The 23,360-nt window shown below is 60.6% G+C and carries 31 protein-coding genes; 22 read left to right on the forward strand and 9 right to left on the reverse strand.

Annotated elements, in window-relative coordinates; all coding sequences use genetic code 11:
- Positions 1-51: 51 nt before the first annotated feature.
- The 9 genes from IV454_RS10250 to IV454_RS10290 all read right to left on the reverse strand — a co-directional run bounded on the left by IV454_RS10250 (position 52) and on the right by IV454_RS10290 (position 11,432).
- On the reverse strand, positions 52-2,940 hold the full coding sequence (locus IV454_RS10250) for a bifunctional diguanylate cyclase/phosphodiesterase (protein WP_206091385.1): 2,889 nt from the start codon (positions 2,938-2,940) through the stop codon (positions 52-54).
- A gap of 141 nt (positions 2,941-3,081) precedes the next feature.
- Positions 3,082-4,266 (reverse strand): TerD family protein, encoded by a 1,185-nt coding sequence (locus IV454_RS10255; protein ID WP_206091386.1) that lies wholly within the window; start codon positions 4,264-4,266, stop codon positions 3,082-3,084.
- A 28-nt stretch (positions 4,267-4,294) separates the two neighbouring features.
- Positions 4,295-5,209, reverse strand: coding sequence for an HpcH/HpaI aldolase/citrate lyase family protein (locus IV454_RS10260; RefSeq protein WP_206091387.1), 915 nt, complete (start codon positions 5,207-5,209; stop codon positions 4,295-4,297).
- Complete coding sequence (locus IV454_RS10265) at positions 5,202-6,293, reverse strand: cysteine protease StiP family protein (protein WP_206091388.1); 1,092 nt, start codon at positions 6,291-6,293, stop codon at positions 5,202-5,204. The genes IV454_RS10260 and IV454_RS10265 overlap by 8 nt, the downstream gene beginning before the upstream one ends.
- The gene (locus IV454_RS10270; protein WP_206091389.1) at positions 6,290-7,054 is read right to left on the reverse strand and encodes an HAD family hydrolase; all 765 of its coding nucleotides are present in this window, start codon (positions 7,052-7,054) and stop codon (positions 6,290-6,292) included. Before IV454_RS10270 ends, IV454_RS10265 begins: the two co-directional genes overlap by 4 nt.
- Positions 7,038-8,192 (reverse strand): phosphoribosyltransferase domain-containing protein, encoded by a 1,155-nt coding sequence (locus IV454_RS10275; RefSeq protein WP_206091390.1) that lies wholly within the window; start codon positions 8,190-8,192, stop codon positions 7,038-7,040. Before IV454_RS10275 ends, IV454_RS10270 begins: the two co-directional genes overlap by 17 nt.
- 2 nt (positions 8,193-8,194) lie before the next feature.
- Complete coding sequence (locus IV454_RS10280) at positions 8,195-9,229, reverse strand: ATP-grasp domain-containing protein (protein ID WP_206091391.1); 1,035 nt, start codon at positions 9,227-9,229, stop codon at positions 8,195-8,197.
- A 41-nt stretch (positions 9,230-9,270) separates the two neighbouring features.
- Entirely contained in the window at positions 9,271-10,605 is a 1,335-nt protein-coding gene (locus IV454_RS10285) for a VWA domain-containing protein (RefSeq protein WP_206091392.1), read from the reverse strand.
- Between the two features lie 251 nt (positions 10,606-10,856).
- A complete protein-coding gene (locus IV454_RS10290; protein WP_054265818.1) occupies positions 10,857-11,432 on the reverse strand; it encodes a TerD family protein in 576 nt (191 codons plus the stop codon).
- Between the two features lie 254 nt (positions 11,433-11,686).
- On the opposite strand from IV454_RS10290, the gene IV454_RS10295 reads away from it, so the two are divergent.
- The 22 genes from IV454_RS10295 to secY all read left to right on the forward strand — a co-directional run bounded on the left by IV454_RS10295 (position 11,687) and on the right by secY (position 23,346).
- Positions 11,687-12,190, forward strand: a complete 504-nt coding sequence (locus IV454_RS10295) for a hypothetical protein (RefSeq protein WP_054265819.1) — start codon at positions 11,687-11,689, stop codon at positions 12,188-12,190.
- A 602-nt stretch (positions 12,191-12,792) separates the two neighbouring features.
- Positions 12,793-13,449, forward strand: coding sequence for a 50S ribosomal protein L3 (gene rplC / locus IV454_RS10300; RefSeq protein ID WP_054265820.1), 657 nt, complete (start codon positions 12,793-12,795; stop codon positions 13,447-13,449).
- 2 nt (positions 13,450-13,451) lie between these two features.
- Positions 13,452-14,072, forward strand: a complete 621-nt coding sequence (gene rplD, locus IV454_RS10305; RefSeq protein ID WP_054265821.1) for a 50S ribosomal protein L4 — start codon at positions 13,452-13,454, stop codon at positions 14,070-14,072.
- Entirely contained in the window at positions 14,069-14,386 is a 318-nt protein-coding gene (rplW, locus tag IV454_RS10310; RefSeq protein ID WP_054265822.1) for a 50S ribosomal protein L23, read from the forward strand. The genes rplD and rplW overlap by 4 nt, the downstream gene beginning before the upstream one ends.
- The gene (gene rplB / locus IV454_RS10315; RefSeq protein ID WP_054265823.1) at positions 14,386-15,213 is read left to right on the forward strand and encodes a 50S ribosomal protein L2; all 828 of its coding nucleotides are present in this window, start codon (positions 14,386-14,388) and stop codon (positions 15,211-15,213) included. Before rplW ends, rplB begins: the two co-directional genes overlap by 1 nt.
- A 9-nt stretch (positions 15,214-15,222) precedes the next feature.
- A complete protein-coding gene (rpsS, locus tag IV454_RS10320) occupies positions 15,223-15,498 on the forward strand; it encodes a 30S ribosomal protein S19 (RefSeq protein ID WP_054265824.1) in 276 nt (91 codons plus the stop codon).
- Positions 15,495-15,827: a 50S ribosomal protein L22 gene (rplV, locus tag IV454_RS10325; protein WP_181002795.1), complete on the forward strand. Its 333-nt coding sequence runs from the start codon at positions 15,495-15,497 to the stop codon at positions 15,825-15,827. Before rpsS ends, rplV begins: the two co-directional genes overlap by 4 nt.
- A 9-nt stretch (positions 15,828-15,836) precedes the next feature.
- A complete protein-coding gene (gene rpsC, locus IV454_RS10330; RefSeq protein WP_054265826.1) occupies positions 15,837-16,685 on the forward strand; it encodes a 30S ribosomal protein S3 in 849 nt (282 codons plus the stop codon).
- A gap of 2 nt (positions 16,686-16,687) precedes the next feature.
- Positions 16,688-17,107 (forward strand): 50S ribosomal protein L16, encoded by a 420-nt coding sequence (rplP, locus tag IV454_RS10335; RefSeq protein WP_054265827.1) that lies wholly within the window; start codon positions 16,688-16,690, stop codon positions 17,105-17,107.
- Between the two features lie 12 nt (positions 17,108-17,119).
- Entirely contained in the window at positions 17,120-17,311 is a 192-nt protein-coding gene (rpmC, locus tag IV454_RS10340) for a 50S ribosomal protein L29 (RefSeq protein WP_054265828.1), read from the forward strand.
- Positions 17,308-17,580 (forward strand): 30S ribosomal protein S17, encoded by a 273-nt coding sequence (gene rpsQ / locus IV454_RS10345; protein WP_054265829.1) that lies wholly within the window; start codon positions 17,308-17,310, stop codon positions 17,578-17,580. The genes rpmC and rpsQ overlap by 4 nt, the downstream gene beginning before the upstream one ends.
- Before the next feature lie 330 nt (positions 17,581-17,910).
- Positions 17,911-18,279, forward strand: coding sequence for a 50S ribosomal protein L14 (rplN, locus tag IV454_RS10350; protein ID WP_008444317.1), 369 nt, complete (start codon positions 17,911-17,913; stop codon positions 18,277-18,279).
- A gap of 9 nt (positions 18,280-18,288) precedes the next feature.
- Positions 18,289-18,603: a 50S ribosomal protein L24 gene (gene rplX, locus IV454_RS10355; RefSeq protein WP_054265830.1), complete on the forward strand. Its 315-nt coding sequence runs from the start codon at positions 18,289-18,291 to the stop codon at positions 18,601-18,603.
- 6 nt (positions 18,604-18,609) lie between these two features.
- Positions 18,610-19,149, forward strand: coding sequence for a 50S ribosomal protein L5 (gene rplE, locus IV454_RS10360; RefSeq protein WP_054265831.1), 540 nt, complete (start codon positions 18,610-18,612; stop codon positions 19,147-19,149).
- A gap of 4 nt (positions 19,150-19,153) precedes the next feature.
- On the forward strand, positions 19,154-19,459 hold the full coding sequence (gene rpsN / locus IV454_RS10365) for a 30S ribosomal protein S14 (protein ID WP_054265832.1): 306 nt from the start codon (positions 19,154-19,156) through the stop codon (positions 19,457-19,459).
- Positions 19,460-19,473: 14 nt separating this feature from the next.
- Complete coding sequence (rpsH, locus tag IV454_RS10370; RefSeq protein ID WP_054265833.1) at positions 19,474-19,869, forward strand: 30S ribosomal protein S8; 396 nt, start codon at positions 19,474-19,476, stop codon at positions 19,867-19,869.
- 12 nt (positions 19,870-19,881) lie between these two features.
- The gene (rplF, locus tag IV454_RS10375; protein ID WP_054265834.1) at positions 19,882-20,415 is read left to right on the forward strand and encodes a 50S ribosomal protein L6; all 534 of its coding nucleotides are present in this window, start codon (positions 19,882-19,884) and stop codon (positions 20,413-20,415) included.
- Positions 20,416-20,426: 11 nt separating this feature from the next.
- A complete protein-coding gene (rplR, locus tag IV454_RS10380) occupies positions 20,427-20,789 on the forward strand; it encodes a 50S ribosomal protein L18 (protein WP_054265835.1) in 363 nt (120 codons plus the stop codon).
- Positions 20,790-20,801: 12 nt separating this feature from the next.
- Entirely contained in the window at positions 20,802-21,320 is a 519-nt protein-coding gene (rpsE, locus tag IV454_RS10385; protein ID WP_054265836.1) for a 30S ribosomal protein S5, read from the forward strand.
- Between the two features lie 10 nt (positions 21,321-21,330).
- Positions 21,331-21,519, forward strand: coding sequence for a 50S ribosomal protein L30 (gene rpmD, locus IV454_RS10390; protein ID WP_054265837.1), 189 nt, complete (start codon positions 21,331-21,333; stop codon positions 21,517-21,519).
- A gap of 28 nt (positions 21,520-21,547) precedes the next feature.
- Positions 21,548-21,979 (forward strand): 50S ribosomal protein L15, encoded by a 432-nt coding sequence (gene rplO / locus IV454_RS10395; RefSeq protein WP_054265838.1) that lies wholly within the window; start codon positions 21,548-21,550, stop codon positions 21,977-21,979.
- A gap of 32 nt (positions 21,980-22,011) precedes the next feature.
- Positions 22,012-23,346, forward strand: coding sequence for a preprotein translocase subunit SecY (secY, locus tag IV454_RS10400; RefSeq protein WP_054265839.1), 1,335 nt, complete (start codon positions 22,012-22,014; stop codon positions 23,344-23,346).
- Positions 23,347-23,360 lie beyond the last annotated feature (14 nt).

Genomic DNA, 23,360 nt, shown 5'->3' on the forward strand with positions numbered 1-23,360 from the left:
GGCGCGCCCGCCGGACCCGCCCGGGCGGGGCGGGCGGCTGAAATCCGCCCGTCAACCGTGGAGCGGATTCTTGTCCTCGAATTTGTTTGCGATCAATTCGGAGAAGGCATCCGCCCGCACCGCTTTGCTGTAATAAAAGCCCTGGGCCGCATGGCAGCCTTGTGCCATGAGAAACTGTGCCTGTTGCAAGGTTTCCACACCTTCGGCAATGACGCCCAAGTGCAGGCTGGCAGCCATGGCGATGATGGCCGTGACCAGCGCCGTGTCGTTCTGGTCCTTGCCGATGTCGCGCACGAACGATTGGTCGATCTTGAGCGAGTGCACGGGAAACCGTTGCAGGTAGGCCAGGCTGGAATAGCCTGTGCCGAAGTCGTCGACCGACAGTGCGATGCCCATGTCGCTCAAGCGGGTCAGCATGGCGAGATTGTATTCGCTGCGCTGCATCAGCATGCTTTCGGTAATCTCCAGTTCGAGGGCGCTGGCGGGAATGCCCGCTTCGTCCAGGATTTGCCCGACCAGGGCGCAAAAATTCACTTGTTCGAGTTGGCGGGGCGACAAATTGACGGCGATTTTCAGCTGCGGGTGGCCCCCATCCCGCCAGATTTTCAGTTGCTGGCACGCCTGGCGCAAGACCCACTCGCCAATCGACACGATCAGGCCGGACTCTTCGGCGTTGGCGATGAAGTCGCCACAGGAAATCGGCTGCGTTCCCGGCGGCTGCCAGCGCAACAGCGCTTCGGCGGAAAAGATGATGCCGCTATCCATTTCCACCTGCGGCTGGTAATGCAGGGTGAATTCATCGCGTGCCAGGGCCTGGCGCAAGCGTTTGCCGATGTCCAGGCGTCGCTGCACCGCCTGGTTGAGCGCGGCGGTAAAAAACTTGACATTGTCGCGCCCCGTCTCCTTGGCGTGGTACATGGCGGTATCGGCGGCGCGCATCAGGGAGTCGACATCGACCCCGTCGTCCGGATAGATGCTGATGCCGATGCTGCCGCCCAGGTGCAACTGGTGCAGTTCGACGTTGAACGGCTGCGCCAGGCTGTCGAGCGCCTTGCGCGCCACCCTTGCGGCATCGCCGCTGTCCCCGAGCAAAGGCAGGATCAGGACGAATTCGTCGCCGCCCAGCCGGGCCACGCTGTCGCCGACGCGCAGGCATTGTTGCAGGCGCATTGCCGTCATTTTCAGCACTTGATCGCCGACATGGTGGCCGAGGGAATCGTTAATGTTTTTAAAATAATCGAGATCGATGAACAGGACCCCCACCCGGGCCCCGGTACGATGGGCGGAGGCAATGGCCTGGCGCATGCGGTCCTGCAACAGGGTGCGATTGGGTAAGCCCGTCAAGGCATCATGACCGACCATATGGTGGATCCGTTCATCGGCCAGCTTGCGCTCGGTGAGGTCGAGCACGAAGCTGACGCCCTCGTCGTGCGATCCTTCGAACAGGGCACAGGCCACCAGGACCGTGATGAGGCTGCCGTCCTTGCGGGTGTATTCCTTCTCGTAGGGGGTGCACCGTCCGCTCTGCCGGAGTTCTTCAAGGGCGTGCGCATCGGCCGCCTCGTATTGCGGCGGCGTCATGTCGGTCCAGCGGAATCGTTCCGCGAGCACCTCTTCCCTTGAGTAACCGGAAATTTTCAGGAAAGCCTCGTTGGCTTCACTGATGCGCCCGCCCAACTCACCGATAAAGATGCCGATGATATTGGCGTCGACCAGGCGCCGGATGCGCGCCTCCCTGTCGCGCAATGCTTTCTCGGTGCGCTTGCGCTCGCTGATGTCGCGCGCGATCGCAGAGATGCCCGTCACCCTGCCCTCGGCATCGCGGATCGGGGAGGTGGTCAGCGAGATATCGATGCGGCAGCCATCCTTGCGCAAGCGCACGGTTTCGAGGTGGTCGATGCGCTCGCCCCGCCGCAGGCGCTCCGTAATCGCGGCCATCTCGCCAGCCAGTTCGGGCGGGATCAGCAGCGAAATCGGCCGCCCCAAGGTCTCGCTGGCGCTGTAGCCGTACATGCGGGTGGCGCCGGCGTTCCAGCTGACGATGCTGCCGTCGAGCGTCTTGCCGATAATGGCGTCGTCGGACGAGGTGACGATGGCGGCCAGTTGCAGCGCGGCTTGCTCCGCCTGGCGCGTACGCTCCAAGTCATGGGTGCGCTGGGCGAGCAATTGCTCGAACGCCATGGCGTGGCCGCTGACCACGAGCAGAAAGGCCCCGAGCACGCCGGTGAGCGCCATCCCGCCGGCCAGGGTGGACCAGACGAGCAGACGCTGCGGGTCAGAAAAAAACAGTTCCCTGGCGCCCATGAAAACGGCCACGATCACCGCGAAGGCGAGGCAGATCGGGAGCGCCACCGTCGTGCGCCGGCGCCGCCAGAGCGCGCGCGGCTGTCCGAACCAGCTCAGTATCAGCGGCGTGGCGACCAGGACGCCGATGGCGTCGCCGATCCACCAGATCCACCAGGTCGAGACATAATGATCCGCCGGTAATACGCCAAGGAGCAGCAAGGTGGTCGCGCCCACGCTGGCGCTGACGGCGCAGCTGGCCGGTCCGCCCAGGCCGAGAAACTTGATCACATCCCGTGTCCGGTCCAGCGGCGTCGGGAAGCCGACAAAACGGCGAATCAGCCAGGCGCCCGCGCTGGCCTGCAGGGTGGCGCCGATGCCGATACCGGCCGGCACGAGCAGCGATTGCGCGAGCAGCGCGGTATTGCTCGCATCGAAGGCGACAGTTACATTGGCCAGAAACGATCCCAGCCAGATACCGGGTGCCACCCGATTGCCGAAGAGGAGCAGCGCGGCCAGCGCCATGCCGGCGGCGGGCCAGATGGGCGCGGCGTATCCGGGCGCGAGGGCCATCAGCAAGCCGAAGCGGGCGTTGATGTAATAGACCAGGGCGAGAACGGCGATCTCGCTACCCTGGCGGATCACCTGAGTGTGCATGTTCGTGCCTGAAACCGTGAGCCTGTCATGCTAGGACCGGTGTTCGGACGAAAAGTTCTGGCGGCGGGATGGGCCGGTCATGGAAGCGAACTGAGGATCAGCCGCCGGCCCGCCCCAAGGCGCAAGCGGCGGCGCGGCGGTTCAGTCCTTGGAGCCGGTAGTCCAGCGCAGGCCGAAGCCGAAGCGGCGGTCCATCAGCTCGTGCCCGCTTTCGCGGCCCTGCTGCGAGAAGTAGTCGGCCAGCTTGGTCACCTGCATGCTGCCGCCGCGGTTTTCGATCATGGCAATCGCGCACATCGTCTGGTTGCCGCCCTGGTCGAGCCGCACTTCGATCGGCGCCTGCTCGGGCATGTCGATGGTGACCACGCCATCGGTGGCGGCCCAGTTCGGTGCGCCGTCGTAGATGAAGGCGAAGATCAGGGCGCGCTTGAGGTCGTGGAAATGGTCGCCGTTGATGGCCAGGTTTTCGCCGTCGGCCGATTGCCCGGTGCGGTCGTCGGCGGCCAGGCGCATGTAGGGCGGACGGTCGAAGTCGCCCCAGACATCGCCCAGCGCCTGCACCACACCGGGACGGCCATCGGCCAGCTCGTACATGCAGCCCAGGTCGAGGTCGATGGCCTTGCCGTGTGTGGCGCCGCGGTTCCAGTTCAGGTTGACGTGGATGCGCCCGAAACCCTTGCTGCCGCTGCGCTTGTCGAGCGACACCTTGTCGCCGCGCTTGTCGAGCGTGACCTTCGACAGCGATAGCGGCGCTTGCTGCTGCGTCGGCGGGAGCGGAACGGGCGGCGCAGCCGGTGGCGCGGATGATGCGCCCGGGGCCGCTTCGGTGCCGCCGAAATGCTTGAGCAGGGCCGACAGGCCGCCGCTAAAGCCCTGGCCGACCGCGCCGAAGCGCCAGATGCCGTCTTTACGATAAATTTCGCCGACGATCACGGCTTTTTCATCCTGGAAGTCGGCGCCCGACCACGGGAATCGCACCTTCTCGCCAAGCGTCATGCTGCTCGCGCCCACGTTGCGCATGGTGCCGCCGCCATCGATGGCGGCCACGAACACCAGCTTGGCGATCGCGGCCGGCAGGGCGTCCAGGTTCAGCGCGAAGCTGGCGGCGCGGCCCGCCATGCTCATCCTGATTTCATTGGCGGGGCTGGCCAGCTGGTTGTAGAACACCATGTAGCGCTCGTCCGAGAGCTTGTCGGTGCTGTCCAGGCCGAAACAGGAGATGTCGATCACCAGGGCGGCCGGGTCGATATCGATGAGCACATTGAAAGCGCCGCTCAAGCCGAGGTCGGCCAGCTTGCCTTTTTGTCCGCGCGAAAAATTTGTCACGATAAGGTCCTTTTCACTCAAGTCAGGTTCAATGTTCCCTTGGAACTGCCGGGCTCATCGGAGGGTGGTCGTGATGCGCGCCAAACACCTTCGATTGTTCGATGGTGCGTTCGGCCCAGGCGCGGTGGGTGGCCACTTCGCACATCGAATTATGCATCTTGAACACGGCAGGCGCATCGACGTCGAGAATGGCCCTGGCCGCCGCCAGGTCGTTCGGCTTGACCCGGTAGTGCTGCTCGATCGGCGCAATCTGGCTTGGGTGGATGGCGGTCTTGCCGACCATGCCGTGGGCCAGGTCCTCGGCCACTTCCTGGTCGAGCAGTTCGGGCAGGTCGAGGTGCTCGAACACGGGCGCGGTCAGCACGAAACCGTAGGGACGGAAGATGGTGACCAGGCGCGCGATGACCGGCCCCAGGGGAGTGCGGTACAGGGTCATGCTGCGCGGACGGCGCAGGCCCAGCAGGGCCAGCAGGTCGTTGCCGCCGATGCGCAGCGCCAGGATGCGGTGGCGCACGCCGGGCGCTTCGAGCATCTTGCGAAATTGCCGCATTTCCCAGTCGTTGAACACTTCCGCCGTTTCCAGGGTGGGCATCAGCATGTGGTCGGTGTGGCGGATCTGCTTGAAGTAGGCATCGAAGTTGGTGCGCGTGGCCTTCGGGATCACGAAGCCGGCCAGCTTGTCGGCGCCCGGCATGGCCAGCACGCGCGCCATGACTTCGGGATTGCGCACGCGCACGAAGCGCTCGGCCGTGCCTTCGCTGCGCATATTGGCCAGCACCACGGACAGGTTGAACAGCGCCCAGCTCAGGTCGGCGTCGGCGACCGCATCCTCGGTGCAGAAAATCAGCGAACGGACATGCCCCATGCGCTCGCCATTGGCCACGGCCATCAGGTGTTTGTGATTCGCCGGCACGTACAGCGACGCTCCCATCGACTTAACCATCGAGTGCACTCCTGATCAATGAAACGGCGTGATACGGCAACGCGCGGTCGACGATCACGGGGATATGCTTTTCCTGCGCCAGCAGGGCCAGGTGCGCCACGTCGGGCGCGCCCGTATCGCGCAGGATCAAGAGGCGCGGGCTACGCCGCAACAAGACGCGGGTCGCTTCGCCGATGCCGGGCTTGATCATGTTGACGTCGCTAATGCCATGCCGCTCCAGCGCCGCCAGCATGTAGGCGCGTGAAACGGCGCCGGCCTGCTCGCGGTCCACCGCTCGCACGTCCAGCGCGCCGTCGGCCGCGGCGATCTCCAGCGCGGCGGCCACCAGGGCGTCGGCGAAGCTTTGCGACTGGTCGTGCGCCGCGAACTGCTGATAGTACACGCAGCCGTGGAAGTCGCCGGGCCCGATTGAAGCGTTCAGGATCGAGCGGCTGATCAGGCCGGACACGGTGGCGTTCAGTATGCTCGACGGAATCAGGTAGTCGTCGCAGGAAGCGGCGCAGGCGGCGCTGCCGGCCAGGTCGGACAGCACGTACAGGCCGCCGTCAATCGCCGTGCCGCGACGGCGGTTGAAGCCGTCGATGGCGCTTGATAATTCGCGCGAGATCACGCCCTTGCCGGTCCAGCCATCGATGAAGACGATCGATTCGGGAGGATGGCCCTGGGCCAGGATGTGTTCGAGCGCGACCTGGTCGATGCCGCGGTCGCGGATGATCGACACCGAGTAATGGGTGCTGGCGCGGCCGAACACCTTTGGCAGCAGGTGGTTCAATACCACGCCGACCGGGGTGCCGGCGCGCGCCAGCGAGACCAGGGTCACCGGGCCGCTGCGCCGCTGACTGATCAGGCCGGCCAGGGTCAGGCAGTCGCGCGCCATGCGCGCCGTGTTGGCCGCGCACGCTTCGCGGAACACCGCCAGGTAGCGCTCCGACGGCAGCGACTCGGGCGAGAGCATTTCACTGTAGTGGCGCTGGCCCGACTGGATCAGGAATTCCTTTTCCGGGACATCGACGAAGTCCTGCATCGCCAGCGGCTTGAGCAGGAAGCTGACGTCGTCCGAGCGGTAACTGCCGGAAAAATTCATAGGGTCTCCAGGGTCAGGCCGGCAAGCTGGGTGCGGCTCGGCACGATGGCGTAGTCGCAGGCGGCCATGAAGCGCGCATCCGATTTGCTGTCGCCCATGCCGAAGGTCAGGATATCGCCATGTTCGGCGCGCAGGCGCGCGCTCACGTGGGCCACCGCGTGGGCCTTGTTCAGCGCGCGCGGCAAAATCGCCAGGTTGTTGCCGTTGCGATGGATGAAATAGTCGCGATTGCCTTCGTTGATCCATGGCTGGACCACCTCGCGCTCGATCGGCTCCAGGTTGGCCGCGATTTTTTGCGGGTCCTTGACCACCAGATAGAAGGGCGTGTCGACATCCTCGATCAGGCGGGCGCGGTTGCCGAAACCGGTGCGCTCGGCCCAGGCGTCGATCAGCCCGGCCAATTCCTGCAGGCCGGGCAGGGCGGCTTGCATGGCGCCGCGCATGTGCTCCAGCCATTCCTGGTCGACCGAGCCGTCCGGCAGCAGCACGATGCCGCCGTAGTCGAGCACCGCGTAGCTGTGGAAGTCGATGCCCACGCGCTGGAACGCATTCAGGTTGCGCGCCGTGGTGGGGATCATCGTCATGCCATCCTGGGCAAAGGCGAGAAAGGCGCGCTGGCCTGGCGTGGTGTACGAGATCGGGCTGCCATCCTTGAGGAAGGCGGCCGCTTCGATCGGCAGGCCGCGGCCCTCGCACTTTTCCAGCGACTGGAACAGGGTGTCGTCCAGGTCGGCGAACAGGAATTTATGAAACTTCTTCAATATGGGTCTCGGTCTTAAAGTGGAGCAGACGCGCCTTGAGCGTGCCTGCAAGGTCCAGCAGCGCCTGGGCCGGCGCGGTTTCGTGGCAAATGAAGACGTGCTCGTATTGGCCGGGGGTGACGTTATACAGGAAATTGGCGACACCCTCCCCATAATTGTCCGGGAACGTGAGCGCGGCTGTCACCGCGCCCCAGGTCAGGATCGGCGAGCGCGTTGTCGATTGCACAAGGACGTCCACGCCAAGCCGTTCCAGGGCCGCGCCGAGCAGGTAGGACGGGTGCATGAATTCGCCCGTGCCGAGCACCAGCACGCGCTCGCCCGGCTTGACATCGCCCGCCAGGCGCTCGGCCAGGCCGCTTGGGATGGTGAGGGCGCGGTGCAGGCCGTAGCGGCCGAACTCGCCGCTGGCGCCACGGTCGGCGGAGGCATCGAACAGCTGGGCCGGGGCGCTGGCGCTGGCCAGCTGGCCTGGTGTGAAGCGGTACTCGCCGCTGACCGGTGCGCCCATCGTCACCGGCAGGCCGAAGCGTTCGGACAGGGCGGCGGTGGCGGCGGCGCCCATGAAGTTGGTGATCGTCGCCAGGTGCACATGGGCGATGCCGGGATTGAGCTTGCGGCAGGCATCGGTCAGGTTGAGGAAGGTGTTGCCGGTGCTTGCTTCATCGTCGACCAGCACCAGGGCCTTGGCACTCAAGAGCAGCTCGCGCGTGTGCGGATCCGGCGGCATGTGCAGGAACTGGCGCGGGGCGTGGCTGTGCGCTTCCTCGAATTCGATGATGGGGGCCTCGCCCACCCGGTAGCGCGAGGTGTGCAGGAACAGGCCTTCGCGCCCCGGATGGGCGGCCAGCCAGGCTTCGAACACACCCTGGCCCAGGCCAATGGCGGTTTCGGCCATGGCGATGAAGACCACCGGGCCGGGCAGTTCGGGCACGGTATCGGCCAGGCTCTGGTGCACCTTGCGCATCATGGCTGGGGTGACCGGCCAGTGCTTGCCCAGCACCTTGCTCAGGAACAGGAAGCCGCGCTTGGCGTTGGCGCGCGCGGCAAAGCCCATCACCTCGTCCAGCGCGAACTGGCTGTCGTGGATGTCGAGTTCGAGCTCGCCGGTGGGCAGGCTCAGGCGGTGGCGCTCGGGCATGCTCACAGCAGGTCCACCGAGGTCAGTTCGGCCGGGGAGCTCAGTTCGGCCACGCGGATGCCGTCGCGCACCGGCGGCACGGTCACCTTGTCGAAACCGTCGGCAAAGCCGCACAGGGCGATGTAGGGCAGGTTGGGGCCGGCCACGCAAGCCATGCCGATGCCGCCCGACATGCGCGGGTTGATTTCGAGCAGGTGCAGCTTGCCGTCGCCTTCGCGGAACTGGACGTTGAACACGCCGTTCAAGCCGTGGATGCGGGCCAGTTCGGCGCTCGCTTCCATGATGTCCGGGCGCATGTCGATCAGCTGGCCGCTGCCAGCCTTCATCGGCTTCTTGCGCGCTACCGCGCACACCAGGCGGCCATGGTCGCCCACGCAGTCGACGCTGTATTCGACGCCGTCGAGGTATTCCATCAGCAGCATGGTGCGAAATTGGCCCAGCTCGGCCAGGCCGCGGCGCATGTCGTCGCGGCCGATATGGTATTCGGCGCCGGCCAGCAGCAGGGCGGCGCTGCTGCGTTCTTCGTCGAGGATGGCAAAGCCCAGGCCGTACACCGAGCGCGAGGGCTTGACGCACAGCTTCGGATAACGCGCGCGCAGCTCGGCGTAGGCGGTGTCGAACTGGTCGACATTCTCGAACACGCGGAACTCGGCCACCGGCGCGCCGGGCAGCTTGGTGGTGGCGTAGAAACGCGCCTTGTCGTGGATCAGTTCGAGCTGTTCCTGCGAGGCGGCGCTGAGCACGCGCGTACCCTGGGCTGCGAAGCGCGCATGGGTGCTCGCCAGCTCGCTCGACAGGCGGCCGGGGATGAAGATGTCGACCTTGTGCTCGCGGCAAAAGTCCAGGCACCAGTCGATGTAGGCGGCGTTGTCCAGGCCGGTCGGCTCGACGAAGAATTCGTGGGCCACCCTTGCGGCCGTGGCGTGCGGATTGGCATTGGTGTAAATGAGGTGGAAACGGTTTTCCAGATCGGCTTCGCGGATGAGGCCGATTGCCGCGTACACGGACGAGAACGTCCTGTTGAACCAGACACGCATGTTTGCTTTCTTAATGAATCGTTGTTGTTACTGCTGCTGTTCTAGGGAAGCAGCCGGTGTTGTTTTGCCAGCTTTATCCAGTCCGGATATTCTGCCATGAGCAGGTCGTACAGTGCGGCGTCGGAGTGTTCGTCGGGCGAGCTGACCGAAAAATAGCCGGCATTGTCGACCAGGCGCCCGGAGAGTTCGTCGAGCTGTTCGAGGAAGGGGAAGTCGGAATCGGCGAACTGGAACAGTTTTTTGCTTTTCGATTTCTTGCCCTTGCCGATGCCCATGAATTGCCAGAAGATCGGTTCGTAGCTGGCCCAGCGTAACTGTTTCTCGGTGAGGGGCTTGTCCGAGGTGCCGCCATCGGTGACGAACATGACGAACACCGGCAGCGGTGCCGCCACTGCGCTCTTGCGCTCGCCGCCCTGGGAATCCGGAAAGTAAAAGCGGCGCACCGCTTCCATCGCGCGGCCGTAGCGGGTGTCGCCTTCGAGCGGGTGGGCTTCGACCACGTCGCGGATATAGGTGCGCGCGTTGCCGAGGTTCATGGGCGCCGGCTGATGCACCTTGGAGCCGAACAGGAAGACGTCGATTTCGCCATCGTCGTCGAACTTGCAGCCGAGGGCCAGGACGCGGTCGGCGAATTGCTGCACCAGGCCCTTGCGGTAGAGCGAGCCCATGGAGCCGGAAATGTCGAGCACCAGCGCGACCTTGGCGCGGTGCTGGGACAGGCCCACTTTTTCCAGCGAGACGGTGGCCTGCTTGACCAGGCTGACCAGGTGGGGGGCGCTGCTTGCGATGCGCTTGTCGAGCGAGATCCGGCCCGCTTCGGCGGCCGGGCGGGGCACCGCTGCGGCCACCGGCGCGGGGGCGGCCACGGCGCCGCCGAAGTGGGCTACCAGCGCGTCGAGGCCGCCGTTGAAGCCCTGGCCGACCGCCATGAAGCGCCACTGGCCATCCTTGCGGTACAGCTTGCCGAGCATGATGGCGCGTTCCTGGGCGAAATCGGCGCCGGAAAAGGCGAAGCGCGCTTTTTCTTCGGTGCCGGCGAGCAGGCGCAGGTAGCCGCCGGAGAGCTGGGACATGGTGCCGTCGCCGTCGACGCTGGCGGTGATCGCGAGCTGGTCGATGTTGGCCGGCAGCAGGCGCGTATCGATGCGAAAGCCGAGCAGGTCGCCAGGGATGTCGATCAGCTCGGCGCCGCCGCAGGGCGTGCGCGGCTGGTTGAAGAAGGTCATGTACGACTCATCGAGCAGCTTGCCGTCGGCGCCGAGGCCGAAGCAGGCGAAGTCGAGCCGCAGGCCGGCGGCGTGCAGGCCGATGTCGAAGCGGCCGTCGGGGGCGATGGTGGCCAGCGGCAGACGCTGCCCGCGTGATAAGTTTTCCATGGTGTCCGCGCTATCAGGTAAGAGGAAGAGTCGGGTAAACGGCCCCGGTATTGTGGCGGTCACCCTCAAAACCGTCGTTCCTGCCATTGGCAGAAACGACTTCCCGCCTGCGCAGGGAACGACGAGCTGTGGGGGGCAGGAACGACGATGTGGAGGGGGCACTCATACATACGCCCCCCACACGTCACAACGCCCGCAAGGCGCCGCCCTGAAGCAGCTATCCTTGCGGGCGCGGACCAGCGGGTCGTGCTTTAAGCGTTGACGCCGAACGACTTGGCCAGAGGCCCCAGTCCGCCATTGAAGCCCTGGCCGATGGCCTTGAACTTCCACTCGGCGCCGGCGCGATACAGTTCGCCGAAGATCATCGCGGTTTCGGTCGAGCCGTCTTCCGACAGATCGTAACGGGCCAGTTCCTTGTCGCCGTCGGCATTCAGGCAGCGGATATAGGCCTTGCCGACCATGCCGAAGTTCTGCTTGCGCGCCTCGGCTTCGTGAATGGTCACGCAGAACGAGAGCTTGTCGATCTCGGCCGGCACCGCGCTCAGGTCAACCGTCAGCTTCTCGTCATCGCCTTCGCCGGCGCCCGAGGTGTTGTCGCCGCCGTGCACCACCGAACCGTCGCTCGACTTGAGGTTGTTGTAGAAAATGAAGTCGGCGTCGGCGCGGACCTTGCCGTCAGCCTTGAGCATGAAGGCGCTGCCGTCGAGGTCGAAGGCGCTGCCGTCGGTCGCACGGGGATCCCAGCCGAGGCCGATGACGACCTTGGTCAATCCCGGCGCTTCCTTGCTCAGGTTGACGTTGCCGCCTTTTTGCAAACTGATTGCCATGTATAACTCCTTGTAACGGGTTGAGGGCACTTCACGCCAAGCTTGTGGCGCACGATAACAAAATTACAGTGTTGCAATTTCCGGTCGTAATATACAACGCGCTTGCCAGCCTGTATATGGGCGCACTTGATTAGTAGGCAAGCCTTAAATTTTTGTTTTGAGGTTTTCCGGTCACGCCGAAGGGGCGTTGCTGGACAGAAATCAGCGCTGGCCGTAAACTGGACCCGTTACTTCGAAGCTTTTCCGCCCCGTCCATGACTCCAGATCTTGCTATCCGCCGCTCCATCCGCAAGGTCACGCATGCCGACTTTGCCGCCTATCCTATCTGGGAATGGGCGATCGACGAGGAGGTCAACCTGGGCAATGGCGAGTCGTTCGTGCGTCCGACCAGCCTGGATGCGGTGCCGCCCGATCCGCTGGGGCATTATATTGTGGCGGCCAATACCACCCTGAGCGATGGCGTGGTCCTGCCCTCGTGCGTGGAGGTGAGCACGCGCGGCAAGAAGCAGCATGTCGAGCCGATGTTCGTGTTCCTGCTGGACCGCCACCTCGATTTCGCCGGGGTCGAGACCACCGCGCTGCTGAGCAGGTATACGAAGCGCGTGAATATCTATCCGGTACGCTGGGAGATGGCGGTGCCGATGGCGGGCGAGACGCGCCTGCGCACGGGCCGGGTCAGGCGCAGCTGGTGGGAGCGGCTGGCGCAGTTCTGGCTGCGCTTGCGGATCGGGTCGGGCGGGCGGCCGCTGGCAAGGTAGCTCGCCAGAGCGCTAGCCTCCAGACCGTCGTTCCCGCGCAGGCGGGAACCAAAGTTTTGCGATGAGCCGGTGGCGGGCGGTACGGACTTGGGTTCCCGCCTCTCCAAGAACTAGCCTTTGCCACTAAGTTGAGCAGTTTTGACCGCAAATCTCGAAACCGTCGCTCCCGCGGAGGCGGGAGCCCATAGCACCTTTGATGATCCAATGTGCTATGGATTCCCGCCTGCGCGGGAAAGACGGAGCTTAAGTTAGCGCTATTTGAAACCGGCCTCTGACTTTGCACGGTTCCAAGAGAGTTGAGGAGTTTCCTTGAAACCGGGCGCTGCGCGGGAACGACGGATCATGAGATAGCGAAACCAGCAGGTTTTACGCGTTTCGCCACGCATTTGACCCCGTAAAACACCCCGCTTGCACCCCTCGCAACACCTCCCCATCCCCCGCCGTGCAACACATCGACATACCTCCAACTAAGTTGTTGCGTCAAGCCTTTTTGCATGCTATCCTAGCCGGCTTCGGTATGGATTCGTGTGTTTTTGAATCTGTCCTTTACTTGGTAGTTAAACAGTCAGCCCCGCCCAATCGCAGGTGGGAATGGAGAAAAAATGAGCCTAGGCCTTCTCGGTCGCAAGGTTGGAATGATGCGCATCTTTACGGATGAAGGGGACTCGATCCCTGTCACCGTTCTGGACGTGTCGAACAACCGTGTCGCACAAATCAAAACCCCTGAAACAGATGGTTACTCCGCTGTTCAGGTCGCATTCGGTCAACGTCGCGCTTCCCGCGTGACCAAAGCTGTTGCGGGTCACCACGCCAAAGCTGGCGTCGAAGCTGGCACCATGTTGCGCGAATTCCGCGTCGACGCTGGTAAAGCAGCCGAACTGAAAGCTGGCGATGTTGTCGCCGCTTCCCTGTTCGAAGTCGGTCAGAAGATCGACGTCCAAGGCGTCACGATCGGTAAGGGTTACGCCGGCGTCATCAAGCGTTACCACTTCTCTTCCGGCCGCGCAACGCACGGTAACTCGCGTTCGCACAACGTTCCAGGTTCCATCGGTATGGCGCAGGATCCAGGTCGTGTTTTCCCTGGTAAGCGCATGACCGGTCACCTCGGTGACGTGAATCGTACCGTACAGAATCTCGAAATCGCCCGTATCGATGCCGACCGTCAGCTGTTGCTGGTCAAAGGTGCCGTACCAGGTGCGAAAAATGGCCAGGTGATTGTCTCGCCAGCCGTTAAATCCAAAGTTCAGAAGGGAGCTTAATTATGGAACTCAAGCTTCTGAATGAGCAAGGTCAAGCAGGTTCGAACGTCGCCGCAGCCGATACCGTTTTCGGTCGTGACTACAACGAAGCCCTGATCCACCAGATCGTCGTCGCTTACGCTGCCAACGCACGTAGCGGTAACCGCAAGCAGAAAGATCGTGAAGAAGTTCACCACACGACCAAGAAGCCATGGCGCCAAAAAGGTACCGGCCGCGCGCGCGCTGGTATGTCGTCCTCGCCACTGTGGCGCGGCGGCGGTCGGATTTTCCCGAACTCGCCTGACGAAAACTTCACCCACAAAGTGAACAAGAAGATGTACCGCGCAGGTATCTGCTCGATCTTGTCGCAACTGGCACGCGAAGAGCGTCTGGTCGTGGTCGAAGGCATCAACCTGGATGCGCCAAAGACCAAGCTGCTGTCGCAAAAGCTGCAGGGCATGGGCCTGGAATCGGTCATGATCATCACCGACAAGCTCGAAGAAAACCTGCTGTTGGCATCGCGTAACCTGCCGCACGTGCTGGTTGTCGAGCCGAAGCACGCTGATCCGATGTCGCTGGTGTTCTACAAAAAAATCGTGGTCACCAAAGCAGCACTGGCCATGATCGAGGAGATGTTCGCATGAGCGGCGTAATCAAATTTTCCGAAGAGCGCCTGATGAAGGTGCTCCAGGCGCCAGTCATTTCCGAGAAGGCCACCATGGTCGCGGAAAAGAACGAGCAGATCGTGTTCCGCGTATTGCCGGATGCGACCAAGCCTGAAATCAAGGCAGCCGTTGAACTGTTGTTCAAGGTTGAAGTGCTGTCGGTGCAGACAGCCAATCGCGAAGGTAAGCAAAAGCGCTCGGGCCGTTTCAATGGCCGTCGCAACCATACCAAGCGTGCTTTCGTGTGCCTGAAGCCTGGCCAGGAAATCAACTTCTCCGAGGAGGCTAAATAATGGCACTCGTAAAGATGAAACCAACCTCACCAGGCCGTCGCGGCATGGTGAAGGTTGTGAACCCGGACCTGTACAAAGGTCGTCCGTTCGCAGCCCTGGTTGAAAAGAAATCGAAAACTGCCGGCCGTAACAACAACGGTCACATCACCACCCGCCACATCGGCGGTGGTCATAAGCAGCACTATCGCCTGATCGACTTCAAGCGTCAGAAGGATGGCATTCCGGCAAAGGTCGAGCGTATCGAATACGATCCAAACCGTACCGCGAATATCGCCCTGCTGTGCTACGCCGACGGCGAGCGCCAGTACATCATCGCAACCAAGGGCATGTCCGTTGGCGATTCGGTGATGAACGGTTCGGAAGCACCGATCAAGTCGGGCAACTGCCTGCCTATCCGTAACATCCCAGTCGGCACCGTGATGCATTGCGTCGAGATGCTGCCAGGTAAAGGTGCCCAGATGGCACGTACCGCCGGCGCTGGTGTTGTTCTGATGGCGCGCGAAGGTACCTACGCTCAAGTGCGTCTGCGCTCGGGTGAAGTGCGCCGCGTGCACATCGAATGCCGTGCAACGGTTGGCGAAGTCGGTAATGCCGAGCACAGCCTGCGCAAGATCGGTAAAGCTGGCGCGATGCGCTGGCGCGGTGTTCGTCCTACCGTTCGCGGTGTGGTCATGAACCCGGTCGATCACCCGCACGGTGGTGGTGAAGGTAAAACCGCAGCTGGTCGTCATCCAGTGTCGCCTTGGGGCCAACAGACGAAGGGTAAGAAGACGCGCCGTAACAAGCGTACGACTTCGATGATCGTCTCGCGCCGCGGCAAGAAATAAGGATAAGACATGACACGTTCATTGAAAAAAGGGCCGTTTATCGACGCCCACCTGGTGAAAAAAGTCGAAACCGCGCAAGCGAACAAAGACAAAAAGCCAGTCAAAACCTGGTCGCGCCGTTCGACGATCTCGCCAGACTTCATCGGCCTGACGATCGCAGTGCATAACGGCAAGCTGCACGTGCCGGTATACATCTCCGAGAACATGGTTGGTCACAAGCTCGGCGAATTCGCACTGACCCGTACGTTCAAGGGCCATGCCGCTGACAAGAAGGCGAAGAAATAATGGAAACCAAAGCTATCCTCAAAGGTGTGCGCCTGTCCGACCAAAAAGGTCGTCTGGTTGCCGATCTGATCCGTGGCAAGAAGGTTGATGCAGCACTCAACATCTTGCAGTTCAGCCCGAAAAAAGGTGCAACCATCATCAAGAAGGTTCTGGAGTCCGCCATCGCGAACGCCGAGCACAATGATGGCGCTGACATCGACGAGCTGAAGGTCGTCCAGATCTACGTTGAAAAGGGTCCTATCCTGAAGCGCTTTACTGCACGCGCTAAAGGCCGGGGTGATCGCATCTCAAAACAATCCTGTCACATCTACGTGACTGTCGGCAACTAAGGGGTCACGATGGGACAGAAGATTCATCCAACAGGCTTTCGCCTGTCAGTAACCCGTAACTGGGCATCGCGTTGGTACGCGGGCAATGGTAACTTTGCCCAAATGCTCAACGAAGATCTCAAGGCACGTGCGTTCCTGAAAAAGAAACTGAAGAACGCTTCGGTTGGCCGCATCGTCATCGAGCGTCCTGCCAAGAACGCGCGCTTCACGATCTACAGCTCGCGTCCAGGCGTGGTCATTGGTAAAAAAGGCGAAGACATCGAAGTACTGAAGTCGGCGCTGACCAAGATCATGGGTGTTCCTGTGCACGTGAACATCGAAGAAATCCGCAAGCCGGAAATCGACTCGCAGCTGATCGCCGATTCGATCTCGCAGCAGCTGGAAAAGCGGATCATGTTCCGCCGCGCCATGAAGCGCGCGATGCAAAACGCCATGCGTCTGGGTGCCCTGGGCATCAAGATCATGTCGTCGGGCCGCTTGAACGGTATCGAAATCGCCCGTAAAGAGTGGTATCGCGAAGGCCGCGTGCCTCTGCACACCCTGCGCGCCGATATCGACTACGGTACCAGCGAAGCAGCAACGACCTACGGCATCATCGGCGTCAAGGTCTGGGTATACAAAGGTGACCGCGCGCCAAATGGCGATGCACCAGTCATCGATACCCCGGCTGACGAGAAGAAGAGCCGCGGTCCGCGCCGTGACGATGGCAAGCCAGCAGGCCGTCCGCGTCCAGCCGGTGCTCCAGGCCGTCCAGGTTCAACCCCAACTGGCGCTCCAGTCGTCCGTGCTCGTCCTGCAGTCGCAGTGAAGAAGCCGGAAGCGGCTGCTGCTGCACCAGCTGAGAAAGCAGGAGAATAATCATGCTGCAACCAGCACGCAGGAAGTATCGTAAAGAGCAGAAAGGCCGTAACACCGGCATTTCGCACACCCGCGGCACCGCTGTCTCGTTCGGTGAATTCGGTCTGAAGGCAGTTGCCCGCGGCCGTATCACAGCACGTCAGATCGAAGCAGCTCGTCGTGCCATGACCCGTCACATCAAGCGCGGTGGTCGTATTTGGATCCGTATTTTCCCGGACAAGCCAATTTCGAACAAGCCAGCTGAAGTCCGTATGGGTAACGGTAAAGGTAACCCGGAGTACTACGTCGCTGAAATTCAGCCAGGCAAGGTACTGTACGAAATGGACGGCGTCGATGAGACGCTGGCCCGGGAAGCGTTCCGTCTGGCCGCCGCCAAACTGCCACTGGCGACGACGTTTGTCATCCGCCAAGTCGGCCAATAAAAGGAGTCGTATATGAAAGCAACAGAACTCCGCGGCAAAGACCAGGCAGCTCTTCAGAAAGAGCTGAATGATTTGTTGAAGGCACAGTTCGGCATGCGCATGCAAATCGCTACGCAACAGCTGAGCAACACTTCGCAACTCAAGAAGGTACGCCGCGACATCGCGCGTGTGAAGACTGTTATGAACTCGAAGGAAGCCAAATGACCGAAACTACTAAAGTCGCCCTGAAGCGCACCTTGGTCGGTAAAGTGGTTTCCGACAAGATGGACAAGACTGTTACCGTCCTGATCGAGCGTCACGTCAAGCACCCTTTGTACGGCAAGATCATCATGCGTTCGAACAAGTATCACGCGCATGACGAGACCAACTCGGTCAAGACCGGCGATACGGTCGAGATTCAAGAAGGTCGTCCGATCTCGAAGACCAAAGCTTGGACCGTAACTCGTGTTGTGCAAGCAGCGCAAGTGATCTAAGAGCTAAAGACGGAGGGACGGTCCAGGCGCAAGCGGGGCGGTTCTTCCAGTAAGACCAGTAGTGCCGGATGGGGGTGTTGCACATTTGTCGTGCAGCAGCCAGCTTCCGGATAAAAGTTCTTGCGGGCCCGCCAGTATTATGTGATACTAGCGGGCTTCGTTCATGTAACGCCGCATTATTAGTCACCCCGGTGGCGCGGCCTGCAACGAAAGTTTTTGGAAAGTCCATCACCCAATCAATCGACCCAGCAGGGGAGGTTGGCGGGACCAAGACTGACCGCAGGCCCACATTGTGGGGATTCTTCGGCTTAAGTTGGGAAAGAGAATACTATGATTCAAACTGAAAGCCGGCTCGAAGTAGCCGACAATACCGGTGCCAAGGAAGTCATGTGCATCAAGGTATTGGGCGGTTCCAAGCGCCGTTATGCTGGCATCGGTGACGTGATCAAGGTAACCGTTAAGGTTGCTGCGCCACGCGGCCGTGTCAAAAAAGGTGAAATTTATAACGCTGTGGTTGTGCGTACCGCTAAAGGTGTGCGCCGCCAAGACGGCTCCCTGGTGAAGTTCGACGGCAATGCTGCCGTTTTGCTCAACGCCAAGCTCGAGCCGATCGGTACCCGTATTTTTGGACCAGTCACGCGCGAACTGCGCACTGAAAAGTTCATGAAGATCGTGTCCCTGGCACCTGAAGTCCTGTAAGGAGTCGTAATGGATAAGATTCGTAAAAACGACGAAGTCATCGTTCTGACCGGGAAAGACAAGGGCAAGCGCGGTATCGTTCAGCAGCGTATCGATGCTGAGCATGTCGTGGTTGAAGGCATCAACGTCGCTAAAAAAGCGACCAAGCCGAACCCAATGACCGGTGTAACTGGTGGTATCGTCGACAAGACAATGCCGATTCACGTGTCCAACGTTGCATTGTTCAATGCAGCGACTGGCAAGGCAGACCGCGTGGGCTTTAAAATCGTAGACGAGAAAAAAGTCCGCGTTTTCAAGTCCTCCGGCGAAGTAGTGAAGGTTTAAGACATCATGGCCCGTCTCCAAGCATTTTATAAAGATAAGGTCGTTGCCGACCTGGTCGCCAAATTTGGCTACAAATCGGCAATGGAAGTCCCGCGCCTGACCAAGATCACCCTGAACATGGGTGTGGGTGAAGCCATCGCCGACAAGAAGGTTCTCGAGCACGCTGTCGCCGATCTGACCAAGATCGCCGGCCAGAAGCCAGTGACCACCAAGTCGCGCAAGGCAATCGCGGGTTTCAAAATCCGTGAAGGCTATCCAATCGGTACCATGGTCACCCTGCGCGGTGCCCGTATGTACGAATTCCTGGATCGCTTCATCACCGTGGCCCTGCCGCGCGTGCGTGACTTCCGTGGTGTCAATGGCCGTTCGTTCGATGGCCGTGGTAACTACAACATCGGTGTCAAGGAACAGATCATTTTCCCTGAAATCGAGTACGACAAGATTGACGCGTTGCGCGGTATGAATATCAGCATCACGACAACCGCTAAGACCGACGACGAAGCGAAAGCTCTGCTCGCCGCCTTTAAATTTCCGTTCAGAAACTGAGATCATGGCAAAACTAGCACTGATTAACCGCGAACAGAAGCGTGCAGACCTGGTGGAGAAATTCGCCCCGAAGCGTGCCGCTCTGAAAGCCATCATCGACGACCAGTCTAAGTCGGAAGAAGAGCGCTATGAAGCCCGTCTGAAGTTGCAGGCATTGCCGCGCAACTCGGCCCCGACCCGCCAGCGTAACCGCTGCGCCGTGACCGGCCGTCCACGTGGCACATTCCGTAAATTCGGTCTGGCCCGTATCAAGCTCCGTGAATTTGCCATGCGTGGTGAGATTCCGGGTATGACTAAAGCAAGCTGGTAATAGGAGAATATGCAATGAGTATGAGCGATCCTATCGCCGATATGCTGACCCGCATTCGCAACGCACAAGGTGTCCAAAAAACGACCGTGGCCATGCCATCGTCGAAAGTTAAAGTAGCGATTGCTGTCGTCCTCAAGGACGAGGGTTACATTGAAGATTTCGCCGTCACCGCAGCTGGTGGCAAGGCGGAACTGAAGATCGGTTTGAAGTATTACGTTGGCCGTCCCGTCATCGAGCGTTTAGAGCGTGTGTCCCGTCCGGGCCTGCGCGTCTACAAAGGCAAAGATGACATCCCTACCGTGATGAATGGCCTGGGTGTGGCGATCGTGTCGACCCCGCAAGGCGTCATGACGGACCGCAAAGCACGCGCCACCGGTGTCGGCGGCGAAGTTATTTGCTACGTGGCTTAAGGAGTATCGACAATGTCCCGAGTAGCTAAAATGCCGATCGCTGTCCCAGCTGGCGCCGATGTGGCGATCACTGCAGCAGCGATCACCGTCAAGGGCCCGTTGGGCACCATGACCCAGGCCCTGAACGGCTTGGTAAAAGTAGAAAACAAAGATGGCACGCTGAGCTTCGACGTCGTCGATGACAGCCGTGAGTCGAACGCGATGTCCGGCACCTTGCGTGCCCTGGTCAACAATATGGTGACCGGCGTGACCAAAGGCTTCGAGAAGAAGCTGTCCCTGGTCGGCGTGGGCTACAAAGCCCAAGCCGCCGGCGACAAGCTCAATCTGTCGCTGGGTTTCTCGCACCCTGTTGTGCACTCGATGCCAGCAGGCGTGACTTGCGCCACCCCAACCCCGACCGAAATCATCATCAAGGGTATCGATCGTCAACAGGTTGGTCAGGTCGCTGCAGAAGTGCGCGCTTACCGCTCCCCTGAGCCTTATAAAGGCAAGGGCGTCCGCTATGTGGACGAAGTGGTTAAGCTTAAAGAAACCAAGAAGAAATAATAGGGCTGACCATGGACAAGAAAGAATCACGTCTGCGTCGTGGACGCCAGACCCGCATCAAGATCGCGGAACTGAAAGTAAATCGTCTGTCGGTACATCGTACCAACCAGCACATTTACGCCAACCTGATCAGCCCGGACGCGAAAATCCTGGTCTCGGCGTCCACCGCCGAAGCCGAAGTTCGCGCCGAGCTGGCAGGCAAGTCCGGCAAGGGTGGCAATGCCGCCGCTGCCGCACTGATTGGCAAGCGCGTCGCCGAGAAAGCACTGAAAGCAGGGATTACCGAAGTTGCGTTCGACCGCTCCGGTTTCCGTTACCACGGCCGTGTGAAGGCGTTGGCAGAAGCCGCGCGTGAAGCCGGTCTGAAGTTCTAAGGAAGAATCGTCATGGCAAAAATGCAAGCGAAAATGCAAAGCGACAAGCCGGATGATGGCATGCGCGAAAAGATGATCGCGATCAACCGCGTGACCAAAGTGGTCAAGGGTGGTCGTATCATGGGTTTTGCAGCACTGACCGTTGTGGGCGACGGCGATGGCCGTATCGGCATGGGCAAGGGCAAATCGAAAGAAGTGCCAGTGGGCGTGCAGAAGGCAATGGAAGAAGCCCGTCGTAACCTGATCAAGGTTCCTCTGAAGAACGGTACTTTGCACCACACAGTAACCGGCCGTCACGGCGCATCGAAAGTAATGATGATGCCTGCCAAGCCTGGTACCGGCGTCATCGCTGGTGGCGCAATGCGCGCTATCTTCGAAGTCATGGGCGTAACCGATGTCGTGGCGAAATCCACGGGCTCGTCGAACCCATACAACCTGGTCCGCGCTACCCTGGACGGTCTGTCGAAAATGAGTACTGCTTCCGATATCGCTGCTAAACGCGGCAAGTCGGTTGAAGACATTCTGGCTTAAGGCGGACAAAATGACACAAGCTACCAAAACAGTCAAAGTTCAGTTGGTCATGGGCCTGATCGGCACGCGCGAATCGCATCGCGCTACCGTTCGCGGCCTGGGTCTGCGTAGGGTCAACTCGGTTTCCGAGCTGGAAGACACCCCTTCGGTGCGCGGCATGATCAACAAAGTTTCGTACCTCGTTAAAGTTGTTTCGTAAGCCTTCGGGCTTATGAACGGAGAAAACAATGGAATTGAATACAATTCAACCAGCTGAAGGCGCCAAGCATTACAAGCGCCGCGTAGGCCGTGGTATTGGTTCGGGCATCGGTAAAACCGCTGGCCGTGGCCACAAAGGTCAAAAGTCGCGTTCGGGCGGTTTCCACAAGGTCGGCTTCGAAGGCGGTCAGATGCCTCTGCAGCGCCGTTTGCCTAAGCGTGGTTTCAAGTCGCTCAATGCAACGTTCAAGGCTGAAGTGCGTCTGTCCGACCTGAACAACCTGGCGGTCGGCGATGTCGACATCCTGGTGCTCAAGCAAGCAGGCGTTCTGCAAGTGCTGGCGCGCGATGTGCGCGTGATCCTGTCCGGCGAGATCACCAAAGCGGTGAACCTCAAGGGCTTGAAAGTAACGGCAGGCGCGAAAGCGGCCATCGAAGCAGCTGGCGGCACGGTAGCGTAAGTTGCAGGCTAACAGCTTGATCGGAGCATAAATTGGCGACTAATTCACAACTTGGTAAAAGTGCAGCGGCCGGTTTCCCCTGGGGCCGGCTCTGGTTTTTGCTCGGCGCTTTGGTCGTGTACCGTCTGGGTGCCCATGTCCCTGTTCCAGGGATCAACCCAGAGGAACTGGCATCGGCGTTCAGCAGGAATCAAGGCGGCATCCTGGGCATGTTCAACATGTTCTCGGGTGGCGCGCTGCAGCGCGCGGCAGTATTCGCACTCGGAATTACGCCGTACATTTCGGCTTCGATCATCATGCAGCTCGCCGGCCTGGCAATTCCGGCCGTCGAGGCATTGAAGAAAGAAGGCGAGTCCGGGCGCCGCAAGATCACCCAGTACACGCGCTACTTCACGGTGGTGCTGGCACTGTTCCAGGCGACGGCGATTGCCGTGGCATTGGAATCGCAGCCGAATCTGGTGATCGAGCCCGGCATGGCGTTCAGGTTCGTGGCGGTGGTATCGCTGTTGACCGGTACGATGTTCCTGATGTGGCTCGGCGAGCAAATCACCGAGCGTGGTCTGGGCAACGGTATTTCGATCATCATCTTTGCCGGCATTGCCGCTGGCCTGCCTTCGGCGCTGAGCAATCTGTTCTCGCTCGTTTCCAGTGGCGCTATCGGCAACCTGTCAGCGATTTTCATCGTGATCCTGGTCGGATTCGTTACTTACGGTGTGGTGTTTGTCGAACGTGGCCAGCGCAAGATCCTGGTCAACTATGCGAAGCGTCAAGTCGGCAACAAAGTCATGGGCGGCCAAACCAGCCACCTGCCTTTGAAGCTGAACATGGCCGGCGTGATCCCGCCGATCTTCGCATCGTCGATCATCTTGTTCCCTGCCACCATCGTGGATTGGTTCACGAAAGGCAAAGACTCGAGCAGCCCAGTGATCGGCTTCCTGAAAGACTTGGCGGCATCGATGGGGCCAGGCGAGCCTATCCATGCTCTGTTGTATGCAGTGGCAATCGTATTTTTCTGTTTCTTCTATACGGCGCTGGTCTTTAACAGCAAGGAAACAGCGGATAACCTGAAGAAGAGCGGTGCATTCGTGCCGGGGATTCGTCCCGGCGACCAGACGGCGCGCTATATCGACAAGATCCTGATGCGCTTGACACTGGCCGGTGCGGTGTACATCACTTTAGTGTGCTTGTTGCCGGAATTTATGCAAGCCCGTTGGAAAGTGCCATTCTACTTTGGCGGTACTTCCCTGTTGATTATTGTGGTTGTCACCATGGACTTCATGGCTCAAGTACAAAACTACGTCATGTCGCAGCAATATGAATCGCTGCTGCGCAAGGCAAATTTCAAGGGCGGAATTCCGACGCGCTAACCGGCGGTTACCGC

This window comes from Massilia antarctica (assembly GCF_015689335.1).
GTDB classification, from domain to species: Bacteria; Pseudomonadota; Gammaproteobacteria; order Burkholderiales; family Burkholderiaceae_D; genus Telluria_A; species Telluria_A antarctica.

Excerpts from the sequence above, each read along its gene's own strand:
- rpsN (WP_054265832.1), top strand. The coding sequence starts at position 19,154 with ATGGCAAAACTAGCACTGATTAACCGCGAACAGAAGCGTGCAGACCTG.
- rplX (WP_054265830.1), top strand. The coding sequence starts at position 18,289 with ATGGATAAGATTCGTAAAAACGACGAAGTCATCGTTCTGACCGGGAAA.
- rplN (WP_008444317.1), top strand. The coding sequence starts at position 17,911 with ATGATTCAAACTGAAAGCCGGCTCGAAGTAGCCGACAATACCGGTGCC.
- rplB (WP_054265823.1), top strand. The coding sequence starts at position 14,386 with ATGGCACTCGTAAAGATGAAACCAACCTCACCAGGCCGTCGCGGCATG.
- IV454_RS10275 (WP_206091390.1), bottom strand. The coding sequence starts at position 8,192 with ATGCCCGAGCGCCACCGCCTGAGCCTGCCCACCGGCGAGCTCGAACTC.
- rplR (WP_054265835.1), top strand. The coding sequence starts at position 20,427 with ATGGACAAGAAAGAATCACGTCTGCGTCGTGGACGCCAGACCCGCATC.
- IV454_RS10250 (WP_206091385.1), bottom strand. The coding sequence starts at position 2,940 with ATGCACACTCAGGTGATCCGCCAGGGTAGCGAGATCGCCGTTCTCGCC.
- IV454_RS10285 (WP_206091392.1), bottom strand. The coding sequence starts at position 10,605 with ATGGAAAACTTATCACGCGGGCAGCGTCTGCCGCTGGCCACCATCGCC.
- IV454_RS10295 (WP_054265819.1), top strand. The coding sequence starts at position 11,687 with ATGACTCCAGATCTTGCTATCCGCCGCTCCATCCGCAAGGTCACGCAT.
- rpsC (WP_054265826.1), top strand. The coding sequence starts at position 15,837 with ATGGGACAGAAGATTCATCCAACAGGCTTTCGCCTGTCAGTAACCCGT.
- rplF (WP_054265834.1), top strand. The coding sequence starts at position 19,882 with ATGTCCCGAGTAGCTAAAATGCCGATCGCTGTCCCAGCTGGCGCCGAT.
- rplE (WP_054265831.1), top strand. The coding sequence starts at position 18,610 with ATGGCCCGTCTCCAAGCATTTTATAAAGATAAGGTCGTTGCCGACCTG.
- rpsH (WP_054265833.1), top strand. The coding sequence starts at position 19,474 with ATGAGTATGAGCGATCCTATCGCCGATATGCTGACCCGCATTCGCAAC.
- rplC (WP_054265820.1), top strand. The coding sequence starts at position 12,793 with ATGAGCCTAGGCCTTCTCGGTCGCAAGGTTGGAATGATGCGCATCTTT.
- rplP (WP_054265827.1), top strand. The coding sequence starts at position 16,688 with ATGCTGCAACCAGCACGCAGGAAGTATCGTAAAGAGCAGAAAGGCCGT.
- IV454_RS10265 (WP_206091388.1), bottom strand. The coding sequence starts at position 6,293 with ATGAATTTTTCCGGCAGTTACCGCTCGGACGACGTCAGCTTCCTGCTC.
- rplW (WP_054265822.1), top strand. The coding sequence starts at position 14,069 with ATGAGCGGCGTAATCAAATTTTCCGAAGAGCGCCTGATGAAGGTGCTC.
- rplO (WP_054265838.1), top strand. The coding sequence starts at position 21,548 with ATGGAATTGAATACAATTCAACCAGCTGAAGGCGCCAAGCATTACAAG.
- IV454_RS10260 (WP_206091387.1), bottom strand. The coding sequence starts at position 5,209 with ATGGTTAAGTCGATGGGAGCGTCGCTGTACGTGCCGGCGAATCACAAA.
- rplD (WP_054265821.1), top strand. The coding sequence starts at position 13,452 with ATGGAACTCAAGCTTCTGAATGAGCAAGGTCAAGCAGGTTCGAACGTC.
- IV454_RS10280 (WP_206091391.1), bottom strand. The coding sequence starts at position 9,229 with ATGCGTGTCTGGTTCAACAGGACGTTCTCGTCCGTGTACGCGGCAATC.
- rpmC (WP_054265828.1), top strand. The coding sequence starts at position 17,120 with ATGAAAGCAACAGAACTCCGCGGCAAAGACCAGGCAGCTCTTCAGAAA.
- rpmD (WP_054265837.1), top strand. The coding sequence starts at position 21,331 with ATGACACAAGCTACCAAAACAGTCAAAGTTCAGTTGGTCATGGGCCTG.
- rpsS (WP_054265824.1), top strand. The coding sequence starts at position 15,223 with ATGACACGTTCATTGAAAAAAGGGCCGTTTATCGACGCCCACCTGGTG.
- rpsE (WP_054265836.1), top strand. The coding sequence starts at position 20,802 with ATGGCAAAAATGCAAGCGAAAATGCAAAGCGACAAGCCGGATGATGGC.
- IV454_RS10290 (WP_054265818.1), bottom strand. The coding sequence starts at position 11,432 with ATGGCAATCAGTTTGCAAAAAGGCGGCAACGTCAACCTGAGCAAGGAA.
- rpsQ (WP_054265829.1), top strand. The coding sequence starts at position 17,308 with ATGACCGAAACTACTAAAGTCGCCCTGAAGCGCACCTTGGTCGGTAAA.